The following is a 16,213-nucleotide window of genomic DNA, read 5'->3' as shown; positions in this document are numbered from 1 at the left end:
CGAAACCGCACTGATCGCCGTAGCCGTCGTCGTTACCGGCATCCATTTTTACCTGATTTCGACCGGCAAAGCCCGTTTCTGATCAGCAAGCAGCAAAGCAGCAGCATCACGCCGAGCCAAGCCGCCAGTCGTGTGTAGCAGTACCATGCAGTGAACAAAGTTTGACAGCCCAGCCTGGCAATCGGTCCAGGCTGGCAAGTGGGAAGTGGTATTTCCTAGTGTGGCGCAGCAGCGTCCACCGGCGTTTCCAGCAGTGGCGGGGTCTGGCCCTTGCGCACGATCTGCACGAAAATCTCATTCTGCTTGACCATGCCCAGCTCATAGCGGGCACGCTCCTCGACGGCGCCGGTACCATCTTTCAGGTCGCGCACTTCGGATTCGAGCTTGGCGTTGCGCGCCTTCAATTCCATATTCTTCTTGTTGGCCACCGCGACTTGGGCTTCCATGTCGGCAACGCGCAGCCAGCCCCCTTTACCCAGCCAGAGGGGAAATTGGATCAACAGCAGCAAGGCTGCCAGGGCGAGCGTAATCAGGCGCATGGGGCATTCAGTTAAAAAACCGGCCGGAACATCTCCGGCCGGCCAGTGGGTTTTACAGCAGCTTACTTCAGATTATAGAACGCATCGCGTCCTGGATAGCTGGCGATGTCGCCCAGGTCTTCTTCGATACGCAGCAGCTGATTGTACTTGGCCATGCGGTCCGAACGCGACATCGAGCCGGTCTTGATCTGCAGGGCGTTGGTAGCGACGGCGATATCGGCGATGGTCGAGTCTTCCGTTTCGCCCGAGCGGTGCGAAATGACGGCCGTGTAGCCGGCGCGCTTGGCCATTTCGATGGCGGCGAAAGTTTCCGTCAGGGTGCCGATCTGGTTGATCTTGATCAGGATCGAGTTGGCGATGCCTTTCGAGATGCCTTCTTTCAGGATCTTGGTGTTGGTGACATACAGGTCGTCGCCGACCAGTTGCACTTTCTTGCCCAGTTCCGCCGTCAGGATCGCCCAGCCATCCCAGTCGCCTTCGTGCATCGCGTCTTCGATCGAGATGATCGGGTACTTGTCGCACCAGGTCGCCAGCAGGTTGGTGAACTCGGTGGCGGTCAGGCTCAGGCCTTCGCCTTCCATTTCGTACTTGCCGTTCTTGTAGAACTCGGACGCGGCGCAGTCGAGGCCGATGGCGATCTGCGTGCCTGGCTCGTAGCCGGCTTCTTCGATGGCCTGGATGATCAGCTTGATGGCTTCTTCATGGTTGGCCAAGGATGGCGCGAAACCGCCTTCGTCGCCCACGTTGGTGTTCAGGCCCTTCTTGTGCAGGATCTTTTTCAGCGTGTGGAACACTTCCGCGCCGTAGCGTACGGCTTCCTTGAACGACGGGGCGCCCACGGGAATGATCATGAATTCCTGGATGTCCAGGTTGTTGTCGGCGTGCGCGCCGCCGTTGATGACGTTCATCATCGGCACTGGCATCTGCATGGCGCCCGAACCGCCGAAATAGCGGTACAGCGGCAAGCCGGCTTCTTCGGCGGCAGCCTTGGCGACAGCCATGGAGACGGCCAGGATGGCGTTGGCGCCCAGGCGCGATTTGTTTTCCGTGCCGTCCAGGTCGATCAGGGTACGGTCCAGGAAAGCCTGTTCATTGGCGTCCAGGCCCATGATGGCTTCGGAGATTTCGGTATTGATGTTCTCGCATGCTTGCAGCACGCCCTTGCCGAAGTAGCGCTTGGCGTCGCCATCGCGCAATTCCACGGCTTCGCGCGAACCGGTCGAGGCACCCGACGGTACGGCCGCACGGCCCATCACGCCCGATTCCAGCAACACGTCGCATTCGACGGTCGGGTTGCCGCGCGAGTCCAGGATCTCGCGACCGATAATATCAACAATAGCACTCATGTCATTCTCCAAAGTTAAGCGTAACAGGGGCTGCACACTGCGTTCTGATGCGCAATTGCACAAAGGGGGCAAAGAAACTCCCGGCGGAGACGATCAGGCCGGGAGCTGTCTTACGGGTAATACTGTGCTATCGACCGGCGTTACTCAGCGACGGCGTTGGCTTCCTTGTGCGCCAGCGCTGCCTTGATGAACGAGGTAAACAACGGGTGGCCGGTGCGTGGCGTCGACTTGAACTCAGGATGGTATTGCACGCCCATATACCATGGGTGGGCGTTTTCACCCGTGCGTGGCAATTCCATGATTTCGCACAAATCTTCGCTAGGCGTACGTGCCGAGACGATCAGGCCAGCCGCTTCGACACGGGCCAGGTAGTGATTATTGGCTTCGTAGCGATGGCGGTGGCGCTCGGTCACCACGCTGCCGTAGATCTCGGCGGCGAGGGTGCCCGGATTGACGGCGCAGGTCTGCGCGCCCAGGCGCATGGTACCGCCCAGGTCCGAGTTTTCATCGCGCAACTCGACTTTACCATCGTGGTTTTGCCACTCATTGATCAGTGCAACGACAGGTTGATCCGTATCAAGGTCGAACTCGGTCGAATTCGCGTTCGGCATGCCAGCCTTGTTGCGCGCGTATTCGATCAGGGCCACTTGCATGCCCAGGCAGATGCCCAGGTAAGGGATCTTGTTTTCACGGGCGAACTGGGCCGCCTTGATCTTGCCTTCCACGCCGCGCTTGCCGAAGCCGCCCGGTACCAGGATGGCATCGTACTTGGCCAGGCCGTCGCAGCCCGTCGTTTCGATTTCTTCCGAATCGATGTACTCGATGTTGACGCGGCTTTCCGTGTGGATGCCGGCGTGGCGCAGCGCTTCGATCAGCGACTTGTACGACTCGGTCAGTTCCACATACTTGCCGACCATGCCGACGGTCACTTCCGCCTTCGGATGTTCCATCGTGTAGATCAGCTTGCTCCAGATCGACAGGTCGGCCGGTGCTGGGTTCAGGTCCAGCGCTTCGCAGATGATGGCGTCGAGGCCCTGGTCGTGCAGCATTTGCGGCACTTTGTAGATGGTGTCGACGTCCCACACGGAAATGACGGCCTGCTCTTCGATGTTCGAGAACAGCGAGATTTTCGCGCGCTCGTCTTCCGGAATGGCACGGTCGGCACGGCACAGCAGCGCGTTCGGGAAAATACCGATTTCGCGCAGCTTTTGCACCGAATGCTGGGTAGGCTTGGTTTTCAGTTCACCGGCCGAGGCGATGTAAGGCACCAGGGTCAGATGGACGAAAGCCGTGTTCTTGCGGCCGGCGCGTAGGCTCAGCTGACGTGCCGCTTCCAGGAATGGCAGCGATTCGATATCGCCGACAGTACCGCCGATTTCGCACAGGGCCACATCGTAGCCTTCGGCGCCACGGCGGACGTAATCCTGGATTTCATTGGTGATATGCGGAATCACCTGCACGGTCTTGCCCAGATATTCGCCCCGGCGTTCCTTGCGGATCACCGATTCATAGATCTGGCCAGTGGTGAAGTTATTCACCTTTTTCATGCGGGTGGAGATGAAGCGCTCGTAGTGACCGAGGTCGAGGTCGGTTTCGGCCCCGTCGTCGGTGACGAACACTTCACCGTGCTGCATAGGGCTCATCGTGCCAGGATCGACGTTGATATACGGGTCGAGCTTGAGCATGGTGACTTTAAGGCCGCGCGATTCGAGGATCGCGGCGAGGGAGGCGGCGGCAATCCCTTTTCCAAGGGAAGACACAACGCCACCAGTGACGAAGACAAATTTGGTCATTGCAGATGGTGCCGAACGGCACGTGCGGGAAATTGAAATTATACACTAAAGCCCGTCTGCGTCGCCTCCCGCGCGTGGAAATTTGCGCCAAATGACGACTATCCCTCCCCCTCCTGCTGTCTACGCACAACAAAATTGCAAGCTGGCAATAATTGAAATATTTCCATTTCCATACTTTGTGTGGGCGAGCGAACAGACCCTGCCGCACGCTGGCCGCAGAATGTGATTTTTCAACAGGAGGTCCATCATGAGCTACGAAGAACGCGACGCCTACGGCATGTATGTCAACCGCGGCCACAAAGGTCCCGGCCCTGAACTGATGGGTGCCGACACCCTGATCGGCGACCATGTACACAACGCCAAGGATGAGCATCTGGGTGAAATCAAGGAAATCATGATCGACATGCGCAGCGGCAAAATCGCCTATGCCGTCATGTCGCACGGCGGTGTCTTCACCATCGGTGAAAAGCTGTTCGCCGTGCCGTGGGAAGCGCTGCTGCTCGACACCGTCAACAAGCGCTTCACCCTCAACGTCGACAAGGAGCGCATCGAAAACGCGCCCGGCTTCGACACGGATAACTGGCCGAACATGGCCGATACCACATGGGCGACGTCGATCCACAGCTACTATGGCACGACGCCGCGCGAGTATTAATTAAGCCCAAAGCGGAGGGCCGGGGTCGTACCCTGCAGGGGGAATCCGGCCCAATGGGCCGGATTCCGATTCCGAAGGAAACGCCCCCAGTATTTGCACTTGGGCTTAACTAAAACCGGTACTCCAGCCCCGCCACATACGTCCTGCCGCGCGCCGTACTCATCGGCGTATTGTCGTTCGACTGCGACGGCATCGAATTCAGGCGGTTCAGCGCTTCCGAGTAATTCTTGTCCATGGCGTTCTGCACCGACAGGCGCAGGAGCAGGTTTTTCGTCACTTGCCAGCTGGCGTACAGGTCGATCACGGCCGGGATCTTCGGATTGTCCACCTTCGTCACTTCACCCGTCACCGCATCGGCTTCATTGTCCGGCGACAAGCGGCGGTTGGCGCCCGTGTGCTTGATGATGGCGCCGATCTCCATTTTATTGTCCAGCAAGCGCGTGCCCACGTCGAGGTTGTAATACGTGCTGGGCAGCTCGCTGATGTCGGCGGCGCCAAACCACGCGCTGGCGATCGACGTCGGCTGGCTGGTCTTTTCCCGCGTATACGACAGGCGCGCAAAGGCCGGACCCAGCTGGTACTGCGCTTCCAGTTCCCAGCCGCGCGTGCGCACCGGCGTGGCCGAGTTAATGTAGATATACATATTCGTCACGTATTCATCGACCGTTTCCCAGTCCGTGGCGATCACTTCCGAGATATTGCACTTGCGCCCGTTATCGCAGACGAGGAAGGACTGGCTGGTGATATAGCCGTCGATCTTGCTCTTGAAATACAGGGCCTTGAAGTTCAGCGCGTCATTGGCGCTCAGCAAGCCGTGCAGGCTGGAATTCAAGCCCAGCTGATAGGTCGTCGCCTTCTCGCCCTTCAAAAACGGGTTCATCGAGGCCCCGCCATCGTTCGAGAAAAACACTTCCTGCGGATTCGGCCCACGCATGCTGCGCTCGGCACTGGCAAACGGCTGGAACCACGGCGTCACCTGGGCGGAAAGCAGCAGCGACGGGTTGATGCCGTGTTCCTTCAGCCCGATATGCGCCGCCCCTTGCGGGAAACATTTCACGCGCTCGTCGCAGGCCGGCTTGTAGCCCGTCAGCTCGAAACGCGTGGTGTTCAGGCCCGCGTTGACCTGGTAGATGCCGCGGTTGTATTGCAGGCCAGTGTACAGGCTGTCGATCTTTTGCTTGCCCGTGGGGCCGAAGGTATTGTTTTCGATCGATTGCTGGTTGGCGTCCGGATTGTCGGGATCGTCGACCAGGCTTTCCACGTGCTTGCTGTATTGATTGCGCATCAGCTTGCCACCGAAGGTCACCAGCGCATCGCCGCCCGCCAGCTTGAAGCTGCTGGTGTTGTTGATATCGAACGCATCGGCGCGGTTGGCCGCGTTGGTGTTGACGAAGTTGGTCAGCGCTTCCGGCATGTATTTCTGCTTGCCACGGCTGCTGCTGGCCGTCACATTCAGGTCGATCAACTCCGAAAACGGCGTGTAGTGGTATTTCACATAGTAGTCATCGCTCCGGATATCGCGGCGCGTAAACGTATTGCGGTAATCGCGCGCCGACAATTCCAGCGCGTGGAAGTCGCTCAGTTTCAGATCCAGCTTGAGCAATTGCGACTTGGGTTTCTGCTTGTAGTAACGGTTGTAGCCGAAACCGAATTCCTCGCTGTCCGTGCCCTTGCCATTCTTGTAGTTGTTGCCGATCACGCTCGCGCTGGTGGCCGCCATGAAACCCACGCTGCCGCCGTCGAAGGCGGGGTTTTTCATGCCGACGGCCAGCATGGCGCTGCGTCCCACGCCATTATTACCGGCGGACATCTTCGTGCGCGCGCCGGTTTTTTCACCGGCGAAGACCACGTCGTCGACGCCGATGGTGCGGAAATTGGCGCTGCCGCCCAGCGCGTTGACGCCATCGCCGCCGACCGCATTGCCGCGCGACACGTCCACGCCGATGATGAAATTCGGGTCGATCAGGGCGCCGAACTGGCTGCTGGGCACGCCCCCATGCGACACTTCCGATGGCGCGCTGCCATAGTAATTCTGCGTCACGCCATCGATCATGGTGTTGACCCGTCCAAAGCCGGACAGGCCGCGGATATTCACGCTGACGGCCCCTTGCGCCGGATCGATCTGGGTAAACGTGCCGGGCATGCCGCGCAGGATCTGGTCCACGCTCTGCAAGCGCGTGTCCGCGCCGCGCGCACTGACGGCGCCCGGTTTTTCCAGTGCCTGCTGTTCCATGGGAAGCGCTTCACCCGAGACATTCAGCGGCGAAAGTTCCACCTTGCCACTGTCCTGCGCCTGTTGCGCCCCGGCCTGCTGCGCCAGCAACGCCATGCAAACGCCCACGGCTTGCGCCATTTTCTTGATATGCATACACCCTCGTTTTGTTATGGATAGATTTTTGAATGAAAAGCGATGGCATCCTCATGCCTTGTCCTGTTCCGGCTCCAGCTTGAACGAGACGGGCAAGGTGACGCTCACCGTGCCCTGGTGCAGGAGGTTGTCGGGCGGCGCCGGCAACGGTTGCGCGCGCTGCAGCACTTGCAGCGCTTCGCGGTCGAGCAGCACCGTGCCCGACGAGGTGATCAATTCGCTGGCCAGCAGCTTGCCATCGCGGTCCACGTGGAAACGCACCCAGGCGGCGCCGGCCCGCTTGCGCTGGCGCGCGTCGCCCGGATAGCGCTTGAAGTGGGCCAGATGGCTGAGCACGCGGCTTTGCCAACTGGCGGGCGCCGCGCTGGTGGACGACGTGTCGCTATTGAATGGCGCTGCCTGCGGACCGCGCATGGCGGCCGGTGCCGGCGTGGCGCTGCTGCTGGCCTGCGCCGGTACGGAAGACTCTTTGGCGGCATCCTTGCCCGGCTCCGCCGATGGACTGGCCGCCTGTGCCTCTTTTTCCGCCGCGACGATCTCCGGCGCGGCGGCACGCGCCAGCACCGGCAGGGCTTCCTGGCGGACTGCGCTCTTTGGCGGGCGGGCCGCGCTGGAGGCGGCCGACTGGCGCGCCCCCACCGCTGCCGTTTGCCGCGTTTCCGGCGACATGGCTTGCGCGGCAAACACCAGCATCACGCTGGCGGCAGGGTGGGCGGGCGGCACGGCGGCGGGCTGCCAGCTGGCCCACAGCAGCAGCGCCAGCGCCGTGGCTGCCACCAGCGAAGTGGCAATGCCCCAGTTCAAGAGGGGACGCGGATTCATCCCTCCTCCCGGCCCACCAGGCCCACTTTCAGGTAACCGGCCTGGCGCAGGGTATCCATCACGCCCAGCACGTCTTCATACGCGGCCTGCTTGTCGGCCTGGAAAAACAGGGTGCGCTGGCGGTCGCCGCCCGTCTGTGCGTCGAGCAGGCTGCCCAGCTGCTCGCGCGCCACGGGCGCCTCGCCCAGGTACAGGCTATGGTCGGCCTTCAGGGAAACAAACAGCGGTTTGTCGGGGCGCGGTTCGGGCTTGGCGGTGGCGGCCGGCAAGTCGATCTTCAGGTCGACGGTGGCCAGCGGCGAGACCACCATGAAGATGATCAACAACACCAGCATTACGTCGATGAAGGGCGTGACATTGATCTCGCTCAGCTCAGGCATGTCGGCCGTGTCATCGTCCGATGCAGGAAAAAGGCTGGCCATGGCTCAAGCCTGCCCGCGCGTGTCGAGGTCGCGGCTGAGCATCAGCAGCACCTGCGCCGAGGCGGCGCGCAGCTGCGCCTTGTACTGGTTGATACCACGGCTGAGGACGTTATAGATGACGACGGCGGGAATCGCCGCCACCAGGCCCAGCGCCGTGGCCAGCAAGGCTTCCGCGATGCCTGGCGCGACTGTCGCCAAATTCGTGCTCTGACTGACGGCGATGCCGATAAAGCTGTTCATGATGCCCCACACGGTGCCGAACAGGCCGACGAACGGCGCCACGGCGCCGATGCTGGCCAGCAGGCCTATGCCTTGCGTCATGCCGCGCACCTGCTGCCCGATCAATTGTTCCTGGCGAAAACCGGCCCGCTCCTTGAGGGCCGCCGCCGGCGCACTGGCGTGCGACAGGCGCAGTTCCTGCTGCACGTCGTCAAGCAGCTGCCGCGCCAGCGCCGTGCCGCCTGCGCCCTGCACTTTCGTTGCCGCGTCCGGCAAGGACGTGGCCGTCTTCAGCATGGTGACGGCGTGCGTCGCCGCGCGCCGCGCCTTCAACAGGCTGGCGCCCTTCACCAGCAAGACCACCCAGGTGGCCAGCGCGGCGATCAATAAACCGACGAGCACGCTTTTGACGACCTGGTCGGCGGCGAAAAACATGCCCAGTGGCGACATGTCATGCGGCAATGCGGATGCTTGCGCGCCGGCATGGAAAAGGAAAAAAAACACGCCGCCAGCGGCGGCTTTGAGATGGTGGGTAGGCATGGAAGCTTCAACAATCAACAGGCATGGCTGCGCCAACGGCGCGCACGCGCATGCAAAAAATCGGACGAACTACCTGGCTGCTGTGGAGGAGCTTGCTGGGGGAGAGTGCCGGGCTGAACGCCCGGCGGAGGTCTGGCGAATTACTGGGCGCTGACGGCGGATGCGGCTGCGGCTGCGGCAGATGCTACTGGCGGGGTGAACCACACGAAGTCCGCCTGCGGCGCGGCGACGGCGGCGCCCTGCTGCGCCAGCACCAGCACCAGCGGCGCCGGGCCGCCCGTCAGGTCCTGCACGTGCAGCGGCACGCCCAGATCCTTGTGCGCATGGTAGGCGCCAGCGATCAGCACGGCAGGCGCGGGCGCGGCCAGCAGGCGCTCGGCCATACGTCGGTCGCGCTGCTGCTGCACCGACAGCATGGCGTCCAGGCGCGGCTCGTCGATCTGGTTGTCGTGCATGACACGGATGATGTCTTTCAGCTTGGCATGCACCTTGCCATCGTTGGCCAGGTTCGAATGCTTGCCCTGCACGGCCGGCTTGTCGACAAATAGTTGCTTGATTTCGCTGCGGTCCAGGTTGGCCGACCAGACAGGGTACGGCGCGCGCATCACGGTCATGACCAGGTCGCCATATTGCTCCCACTTCCAGTTGCGCTGCCAGGCCAGCAGCTCGGCCACGTGTTCGGGACGCACCACGGGGTCCGTCTGCAGCCATGGCTTGACCTTGTCGACCTTGGCTTGCTGGTCCGGGTTCAGCATTTCCAGCAGCACGCTGCCTTGCGGACGCTGGGCCTGCAGCTGCTGCAGCAGCCATTGCTCGATCTGGTGATGGCTGAGCTGGTCATGCTGCTCGCCGATGATCACGCGCGGCGCGCCGGCCAGCTGGACCAGCAATTGCTCGGCAGTCACGCGCTGGCCGCTGCGCAGGTCGACGATCTCGCCCAGCTGGCGCACATCTTGCGCGGTGGCCGGCACGGCCGTCGTGGTGGCGGCGGCACCAGTGGCGGCGCCTGTGGCAGGTGAGACGCTGCTGCAGGCGCTCAGCGCCAGCACGCAGGCGGGCAGCACGGCGGCAAGGGACAGGGGAAATTTCATGGGCATGGCCTTTCGGGTCAACGCTTCAGGTCAAAGCGCTTGTTGTTGCAAAAACACTCAGCCGGGCATTTTAATAGAAATGATTCTCATTTACAACCAATGCACGACGAAGTGAGAAGATTTTTTTACAACTGGTAAAAAATCAACGCAGGCAACGCCGGTGCAATCGCCGGGCGCAGAGTAGAATAAAAAAAACGGAGGACATGCGTGAACCATACTGACCAGTTGGCGGCACTGAAAAAACCGCTGCCAGAATCACTTGCTGCCGTACTTTCCCTGATCTTTGCCGACCGCTTTTCCATGACGCAAGCCATGCGCGAACACCATGGCCGCGACGAGTCGAGCTATCCCCCCATGCTGCCGGACGCCGTCATCTTTGCCCATTCCACAGAGGAAGTGGCCGCCGCCGTCAAGCTGTGCAGCGCGCACGACGTGCCCATCATCGCCTACGGCAGCGGTACCTCGCTCGAAGGCCACGTGCTGGCCCTGCATGGCGGCGTGACGATTGACCTGTCGCAAATGAACGCCATGGTAGCCGTGCATAGTGAAGACTTGACAGCCACCGTGCAGGCCGGCGTGACGCGCAAGCAGCTCAACGAGGAAATCCGCGACACGGGCCTGTTCTTCCCCATCGACCCGGGTGCCAATGCCTCCCTGGGCGGCATGGCGGCCACGCGCGCCTCGGGCACCAACGCCGTGCGCTACGGCACCATGCGCGAAAACGTGCTGGCCCTGACGGTGGTGACAGCCGATGGCCGCATCATCAGGACGGGCACGCGGGCGAAAAAATCCTCGGCCGGCTACGACCTGACGCGCTTGTTCGTCGGCAGCGAAGGGACGCTTGGCATCATCACGGAAGTGACGGTGAAACTGTATCCGCTGCCAGAAGCGATCTCGGCCGCCGTGTGCTCATTCCCCGGCACGGGCGAGGCCGTCAATGCCGTGATCCAGACCATCCAGATGGGTATTCCCGTGGCGCGGGTCGAGTTCCTCGATGAGAACGGCGTGAAAGCCATCAACGCCTACGACAAGATGGCGCTGCCGGAGAAGCCCTTGTTGCTGTTTGAATTCCACGGCACGCCGGCCGGCGTGGCCGAGCAGGCGCAGCTGGTGCAAGCCATTACGGCGGAACACGGTGCCAGCGATTTCGAATGGGCCAGCCGCCCGGAAGAGCGCTCGCGCCTGTGGGCCGCGCGCCACAACGCGTATTTCGCCCTGCTGCAGATGCGACCTGGCAGCCGCGCCATTTCCACCGATTGCTGCGTGCCGATTTCGCGCCTGGCCGAATGCATCCTTGCCACCCAGGCCGACTGCGAAGCGCAGGGCCTGGTCTACGCCATCATCGGCCATGTGGGCGATGGCAATTTCCACGTGCAGATGCTGGTCGATCCCGACGACCCGGCCGACATCGCCCGCGCGGAAAAGGTCAACAGCGACATGGTCACGCGCGCCATCGGCATGGACGGCACCTGCACGGGCGAGCATGGCGTGGGCATGCACAAGATGGCTTTCCTGGTGGAAGAACATGGTGCAGACGCCATCGACACCATGCGCGCCGTCAAGCATGCGCTGGACCCGAAGAACATCATGAATCCGGGGAAGATCGTCAGATGGTAGGTCGCTCCCTTCGGGATCGGCATTTTTCCCTCTGGGTAAAATGCCCCGCCGGGTACGACCCCAGTCCTTGTCGTTGGGGTAATTTTTACAGCGCCATGCGCATCGGCACGTAAGCGATGCCGCCCGTTTCCACCCGCGGCCCCGTGGCGACAAAGCCCAGGCTTTGATACAGGGGCAAGGCATACGCCGAGGAATTGACGGTAAAGGCCGTCACTTCGCCCTTGGCCAGGGACGCATCGCGCGCCGCCTGCCACAGCCGGCGCGCCATGCCGCGCCGGTGCAGGCTGCGCGGCACGAACATGTGGAACAGGTGCGTGTTGTCGCGCATGGCCACCACGCCGGCCAGTTCGCCATCGATATGCGCCAGCTGGTAGGCGTAATTGGGCAACGACAGATAGTTTTCGATGGCTGGCTGGCGGCAGTGCTCGATGAACGTTTCCGCCCCCGCGCCATCGGGGTGCAAGGTCAGAAAGGGCATCAGGTCGTCAATCAGGGTGACGATGGCGGGCGCGTCGGCGACCAGGGCGGGACGCAATGTTGGTTCGGGCAAGGTTGTCATGCGTAAATCATGCCATGCCATTCGCCATCCATACAACCCTCAACAGAAATTACGGCTGCTGGTGCGCAAGCGTCCCAGCAAATGCGACATGTCGACCAGGCGCTTGGCCACCAGGTTGCGCACGATGCCTTCCTGCTGCCACACGCCGTAGACGCCCAGCAGCGGCGCGCTCAGCACCTCGCGCCGCTGGCTTTCCACGAGGTCGGGCCAGACGATGACATTCACGGTGCCCGTCTCGTCTTCCAGGGTCATGAAGACCACGCCCTTGGCCGTGCCCGGACGCTGGCGCACGGTGACGATGCCGCAGGCGCGCGCCACTTGCCCGTTGGTATAGCAGCTCAGCGTGGAGGCGGGCAGGAAGCGCTGCGCCAGCAACTGCTTGCGCAGCAGCGCCAGCGGATGGCGTCCCAGGGTCAGTCCTTGCGCGCGGTAGTCGCTGACGATGCTCTCGCCTTCCGTGGGCGCGGCCAGCACGGGCATGTCTTCCTCGTGCGTGGTGGCGCGCAGCAAATCCTTCTCGGGCACGGCGCCGGCAGCCTGCCACAGCGCTTCGCGGCGGTTGCCGGCCAGCTTATGCAGGGCATTGCCTGCCGCCAGCACCTGCAAGTCATGGCGGTCCAGGCCGCCACGCCGCGCCAGGTCGGCCACATCGACAAAGGCGGCGATGGCGCGCGCATCCTCGATGCGCCGGGCAGCCTCGACGCGCATGCCATACAGGCTGTTCAAGCCCAGGCGCACGACGGGCGCAGCGCCCTGCTCTGCCGCTTCTTCCAGCGCCGCCTCCCAGCCGCTGGCGGCCACATCGACAGGCAGCACCTGCACGCCATGCCGGCGCGCATCCTGCACCAGTTGCGATGGACTGTAAAAACCCATGGGCTGACTATTCAGCAAGGCGCACAAAAAGGCGGCCGGCTCGTGGCATTTCAGCCAGGAACTGGCATACGTCAGCAGCGCGAAACTGGCCGCATGCGATTCGGGAAAACCGTATTCGCCAAAGCCTTCGATCTGGCTGAAGATGGCGTCGGCAAACTTTCGGTCATACTGATTTTTGACCATCGTTTCGACAATGCGTTCCTTGTAATTATTCATGCCGCCCTTGCGTTTCCAGGCCGCCATGGCGCGCCGCAACTGGTCCGCTTCGCCGGGCGTGAAATCGGCGGCGATGATGGCGACCTGCATCACTTGTTCCTGGAAAATCGGGATGCCCAGGGTGCGCCCCAGCGCCTTTTCCAGCCCCTTTGGATAGTCGACAGGCTCCTTTTTCTGCCGCCGCTGCAAATACGGATGCACCATGCCGCCCTGGATGGGGCCGGGGCGCACCAGCGCCACCTCGATGACGAGGTCGTAGAATTCACGCGGACGCAGCCGGGGCAGCATGCTCATCTGCGCACGCGATTCGATCTGGAACACGCCGATGGTGTCGGCCTGGCACATCATGTCGTAGGTGGCGCGGTCTTCCGCGGGAATATCTTGCAGGCGGAATTCCTCGCCGCGCCGCACACTGACCAGTTCCAGGGCGCGGCGCAGGGCCGACAGCATGCCCAGCGCCAGCACGTCGACCTTCATCAGGCCCAGTTCTTCCAGGTCGTCCTTGTCCCACTCGATGACGCTGCGCTCGGCCATGGTGGCGTTTTCGATGGGCACAAGGCGAGAAAGCTTGCCCTGCGCAATGACGAAACCGCCCGGATGCTGCGACAGGTGGCGGGGAAAGCCCAGCAACTGCTGCGCCAGGCTGGCCCACTGCTGCGACAGCTCCGCTTCCGGGTCGAGTCCGCATTCGGCCAGGCGGTTCAGCAGATCGCGCTTGCCGTCGAACCAGTGGTGCGCCTTGCAAACCTTTTCCACGATGGCCAGGTCGATCCCCAGCGCCCGGCCACTGTCGCGCAAGGCGCTTTTCGGCCGGTAGCTGATCACCACGGCCGCCAGCGCGGCGCGGCGCCGGCCATATTTGGCGTAGATATATTGAATCACTTCCTCGCGCCGCTGGTGCTCGAAGTCGACGTCGATATCGGGCGGCTCGTTGCGCTCGCGCGACATGAAGCGCCCGACCAGCGAATTGCCGCGCGCCGGGTCCACTTCCGTGATGCCCAGGCAATAGCAGACGGCCGAATTGGCGGCCGAACCCCTGCCCTGGCACAGGATGTTTTGCGAACGCGCAAAACGCACGATGTCATACACAGTCAAAAAGTACGCTTCATACGACAGCTCGGCGATCAGCGCCAGTTCCTGTTCGATCTGCTCCTGCACATTGGCGGGTATGCCCAGCGGAAAACGCACGCGCGCGCCCGCATACGTTTCCTGCCGCAAATAAGTCGCTGGCGTGTGGCTATCCGGCACCAGTTCGTCGGGGTAGTCATAGCGCAAGCTATCGAGCGAAAAATTGCACATATCCGCGATGCGCAGGGTTTGCGCCAGCGCCTGCGGCGGGTACACATTGGCCAGGCGCAGCCGCGCACGCAGGTGCTGCTCCGCGTTTTGCGCCAGCGCATAACCGCACTCACCCACCGGTTTCCCCACGCGAATGGCGCACAGGGTGTCGAGCAGTGGTTTGCGCGAGCGCACGTGCATGCACACGTGACCCACGGCCACCACAGGCAAGCCCTGCGCCTGCGCCGCTTCCTGCACGGCGCCGCGGTGCGCGTCATCCTGTGCCCGCTGCAACAGATTCAATCCCACCCAGCTGCGCGCACTGCCAAAGGTGGCCGCCATCCACCGCGCCTGTGCGCCCAGCGTCTCCGGCTGGGCCGGATAGCTGGGCAGCAAGATCATCAGGCAGCCGGGCAAGCCCCGCAAATGGGCAAACTCGGACGATGGCGCGGTGAAATCGTCCGGCGTCAGCAAATAACGTCCCTTGGCCGCCCGCGTGCGCGCCATGGTGATCAGCTCCGACAAGTTGCCATAGCCTTCACGGTTCTGCACCAGCGCCAGCAGGGACAGCGCCGGGCGGCCATCGGCCTGCGTCAAATGAAAATGCGCGCCGATAATCAGCGGAAAATCAGCCCGCTTGGCCACCGCATGGGCACGCACCACGCCCGCCAGCGAACACTCATCCGTGATGGCCAGCGCCCGATAGCCCAGCTGGACGGCACGCGCCACCAGTTCCTGCGCATGCGAGGCCCCATGCAAAAAGCTGAAGTTGCTCAGACAGTACAACTCAGCATACTCGGGTAAGACGGCGCCCCACATGATCTACCTCAATACTGTATATAAACACAGTATATTATACTCATCTGGAATGGGACTTCTCAGTTATGCTCATGTTTTACCTTGCACGCTAGCCACCATGATCGTCCATCTCCTGAAATGTTTCGGCGCCGAACCCGGCGGCGGCAATGCCGCGCTGGTCGTGGAAAACGACGGCGGCAGCGAAGCGGAGCGCCAGCGCTTTGCGCGTGAACGCCAGGTCAGCGCCTGTGTCTTCATCGACCGCCAGGCGGATGGCATGGTGGTGCTCGACTATTTTTATCCGCACACACGCAGCCCGCTGTGCCTGCACGCCACCCTGGCGGCCGCGCATGTGCTGCTGACGCCGCCCGGTGCGCCGGCCACCTTGACGGTCACCACCGCCATGCGCGGGCAAGCCCTGCAACTGCTGCGCAGCGCGGAGGGACTGTTCATCAGCCTGGCGCCGCAGCCGGCGCCTGCCGTCACGGTGGAAAAATATGTGCCGTCGGAACTGATGGGCCAGCACGTGCAGTTGCTGTCGCCCCCCGTGGTCGCTTCCGTCGGCAGCCCGAAGCTGCTGCTGGAAGTGGCCGACCGCACCACCTTGCGCGCGCTGCGGCCGAACCTGGAATTGATCGCCGACTGGAGCGCCCTGCACCAGGTCAGCGGCTGCTATGCGTATTGCCGCACGGGCAACAACACCTACGAAGGGCGCAATTTCAACCACCTCGACCCGGCGCAGGAAGACAGCGCCACGGGCGTGGCGGCAGGGGCGCTGGCATGGCATCTGCAACGCTCATTGAGCCTGCACCAGGGCCATGTGACGCAACAACCGTGTCTGATCGAAGTGCAATACAGCCGCGGGGAAATCCGCGTGGGCGGCATGGTGCAGGGCAGCACCTGAACGGGGCAGCGCGCACCAGCGCGAAGCAAGCCATCCATTGAGCAAAAGATAATCAACCAGGAAACAACAGTTACGGCAAATTTGTAATAACAAAACAAAGTATCGCTGGTGGATGATGAAATGATGGCACTAGAATCAAGTCACGAATCTTGCTCATCAGCCACTTGGAGATA

13 protein-coding genes are annotated in these 16,213 nt (G+C 62.3%); 3 read left to right on the top strand and 10 right to left on the bottom strand.

The window, feature by feature from the left end; all coding sequences use genetic code 11:
- Positions 1-215: 215 nt before the first annotated feature.
- The 3 genes from ftsB to pyrG form a co-directional block, all read right to left on the bottom strand.
- Positions 216-539, bottom strand: a complete 324-nt coding sequence (ftsB, locus tag ACQ4WR_RS16835) for a cell division protein FtsB (protein ID WP_035821182.1) — start codon at positions 537-539, stop codon at positions 216-218.
- A gap of 62 nt (positions 540-601) precedes the next feature.
- Positions 602-1,885, bottom strand: coding sequence for a phosphopyruvate hydratase (eno, locus tag ACQ4WR_RS16830; RefSeq protein WP_034750709.1), 1,284 nt, complete (start codon positions 1,883-1,885; stop codon positions 602-604).
- Positions 1,886-2,025: 140 nt separating this feature from the next.
- Positions 2,026-3,678, bottom strand: coding sequence for a CTP synthase (gene pyrG / locus ACQ4WR_RS16825; protein WP_102296209.1), 1,653 nt, complete (start codon positions 3,676-3,678; stop codon positions 2,026-2,028).
- Between the two features lie 247 nt (positions 3,679-3,925).
- Here pyrG and ACQ4WR_RS16820 point away from each other — a divergent pair, with 247 nt between their 5' ends.
- Positions 3,926-4,333: a PRC-barrel domain-containing protein gene (locus ACQ4WR_RS16820; RefSeq protein WP_436488595.1), complete on the top strand. Its 408-nt coding sequence runs from the start codon at positions 3,926-3,928 to the stop codon at positions 4,331-4,333.
- A gap of 109 nt (positions 4,334-4,442) precedes the next feature.
- Here ACQ4WR_RS16820 and ACQ4WR_RS16815 read toward each other — a convergent pair whose 3' ends face one another.
- The 5 genes from ACQ4WR_RS16815 to ACQ4WR_RS16795 all read right to left on the bottom strand — a co-directional run bounded on the left by ACQ4WR_RS16815 (position 4,443) and on the right by ACQ4WR_RS16795 (position 9,795).
- Positions 4,443-6,701, bottom strand: coding sequence for a TonB-dependent receptor domain-containing protein (locus ACQ4WR_RS16815; protein WP_436488593.1), 2,259 nt, complete (start codon positions 6,699-6,701; stop codon positions 4,443-4,445).
- 51 nt (positions 6,702-6,752) lie between these two features.
- Complete coding sequence (locus tag ACQ4WR_RS16810) at positions 6,753-7,523, bottom strand: energy transducer TonB (protein ID WP_436488591.1); 771 nt, start codon at positions 7,521-7,523, stop codon at positions 6,753-6,755.
- The gene (gene exbD / locus ACQ4WR_RS16805) at positions 7,520-7,945 is read right to left on the bottom strand and encodes a TonB system transport protein ExbD (protein ID WP_436488589.1); all 426 of its coding nucleotides are present in this window, start codon (positions 7,943-7,945) and stop codon (positions 7,520-7,522) included. Before exbD ends, ACQ4WR_RS16810 begins: the two co-directional genes overlap by 4 nt.
- A gap of 3 nt (positions 7,946-7,948) precedes the next feature.
- Positions 7,949-8,704, bottom strand: a complete 756-nt coding sequence (gene exbB, locus ACQ4WR_RS16800) for a tonB-system energizer ExbB (protein ID WP_436488587.1) — start codon at positions 8,702-8,704, stop codon at positions 7,949-7,951.
- 140 nt (positions 8,705-8,844) lie between these two features.
- Positions 8,845-9,795 carry a ChaN family lipoprotein gene (locus tag ACQ4WR_RS16795; RefSeq protein ID WP_436488585.1) on the bottom strand — a complete coding sequence of 317 codons (951 nt, stop codon included), beginning with the start codon at positions 9,793-9,795 and terminating at the stop codon, positions 8,845-8,847.
- Positions 9,796-10,002: 207 nt separating this feature from the next.
- Between ACQ4WR_RS16795 and ACQ4WR_RS16790 the strand changes: the two genes are divergently transcribed.
- Positions 10,003-11,412 carry an FAD-binding oxidoreductase gene (locus ACQ4WR_RS16790; protein WP_436488583.1) on the top strand — a complete coding sequence of 470 codons (1,410 nt, stop codon included), beginning with the start codon at positions 10,003-10,005 and terminating at the stop codon, positions 11,410-11,412.
- An 85-nt stretch (positions 11,413-11,497) separates the two neighbouring features.
- Here ACQ4WR_RS16790 and ACQ4WR_RS16785 read toward each other — a convergent pair whose 3' ends face one another.
- Positions 11,498-11,971, bottom strand: a complete 474-nt coding sequence (locus ACQ4WR_RS16785) for a GNAT family N-acetyltransferase (RefSeq protein WP_436488581.1) — start codon at positions 11,969-11,971, stop codon at positions 11,498-11,500.
- Between the two features lie 39 nt (positions 11,972-12,010).
- Positions 12,011-15,157, bottom strand: coding sequence for an error-prone DNA polymerase (locus ACQ4WR_RS16780; protein WP_436488579.1), 3,147 nt, complete (start codon positions 15,155-15,157; stop codon positions 12,011-12,013).
- Positions 15,158-15,254: 97 nt separating this feature from the next.
- Between ACQ4WR_RS16780 and ACQ4WR_RS16775 the strand changes: the two genes are divergently transcribed.
- Positions 15,255-16,040, top strand: a complete 786-nt coding sequence (locus tag ACQ4WR_RS16775; RefSeq protein ID WP_436488577.1) for a PhzF family phenazine biosynthesis protein — start codon at positions 15,255-15,257, stop codon at positions 16,038-16,040.
- Positions 16,041-16,213 lie beyond the last annotated feature (173 nt).

It is taken from the genome of Janthinobacterium amylolyticum (genome assembly GCF_051380655.1).
In the GTDB taxonomy this organism is placed as follows: Bacteria; Pseudomonadota; Gammaproteobacteria; order Burkholderiales; family Burkholderiaceae_D; genus Janthinobacterium.
Note: the sequence above shows the minus strand (reverse complement) of the source record. Positions and strands in the feature narration are given on the sequence as shown.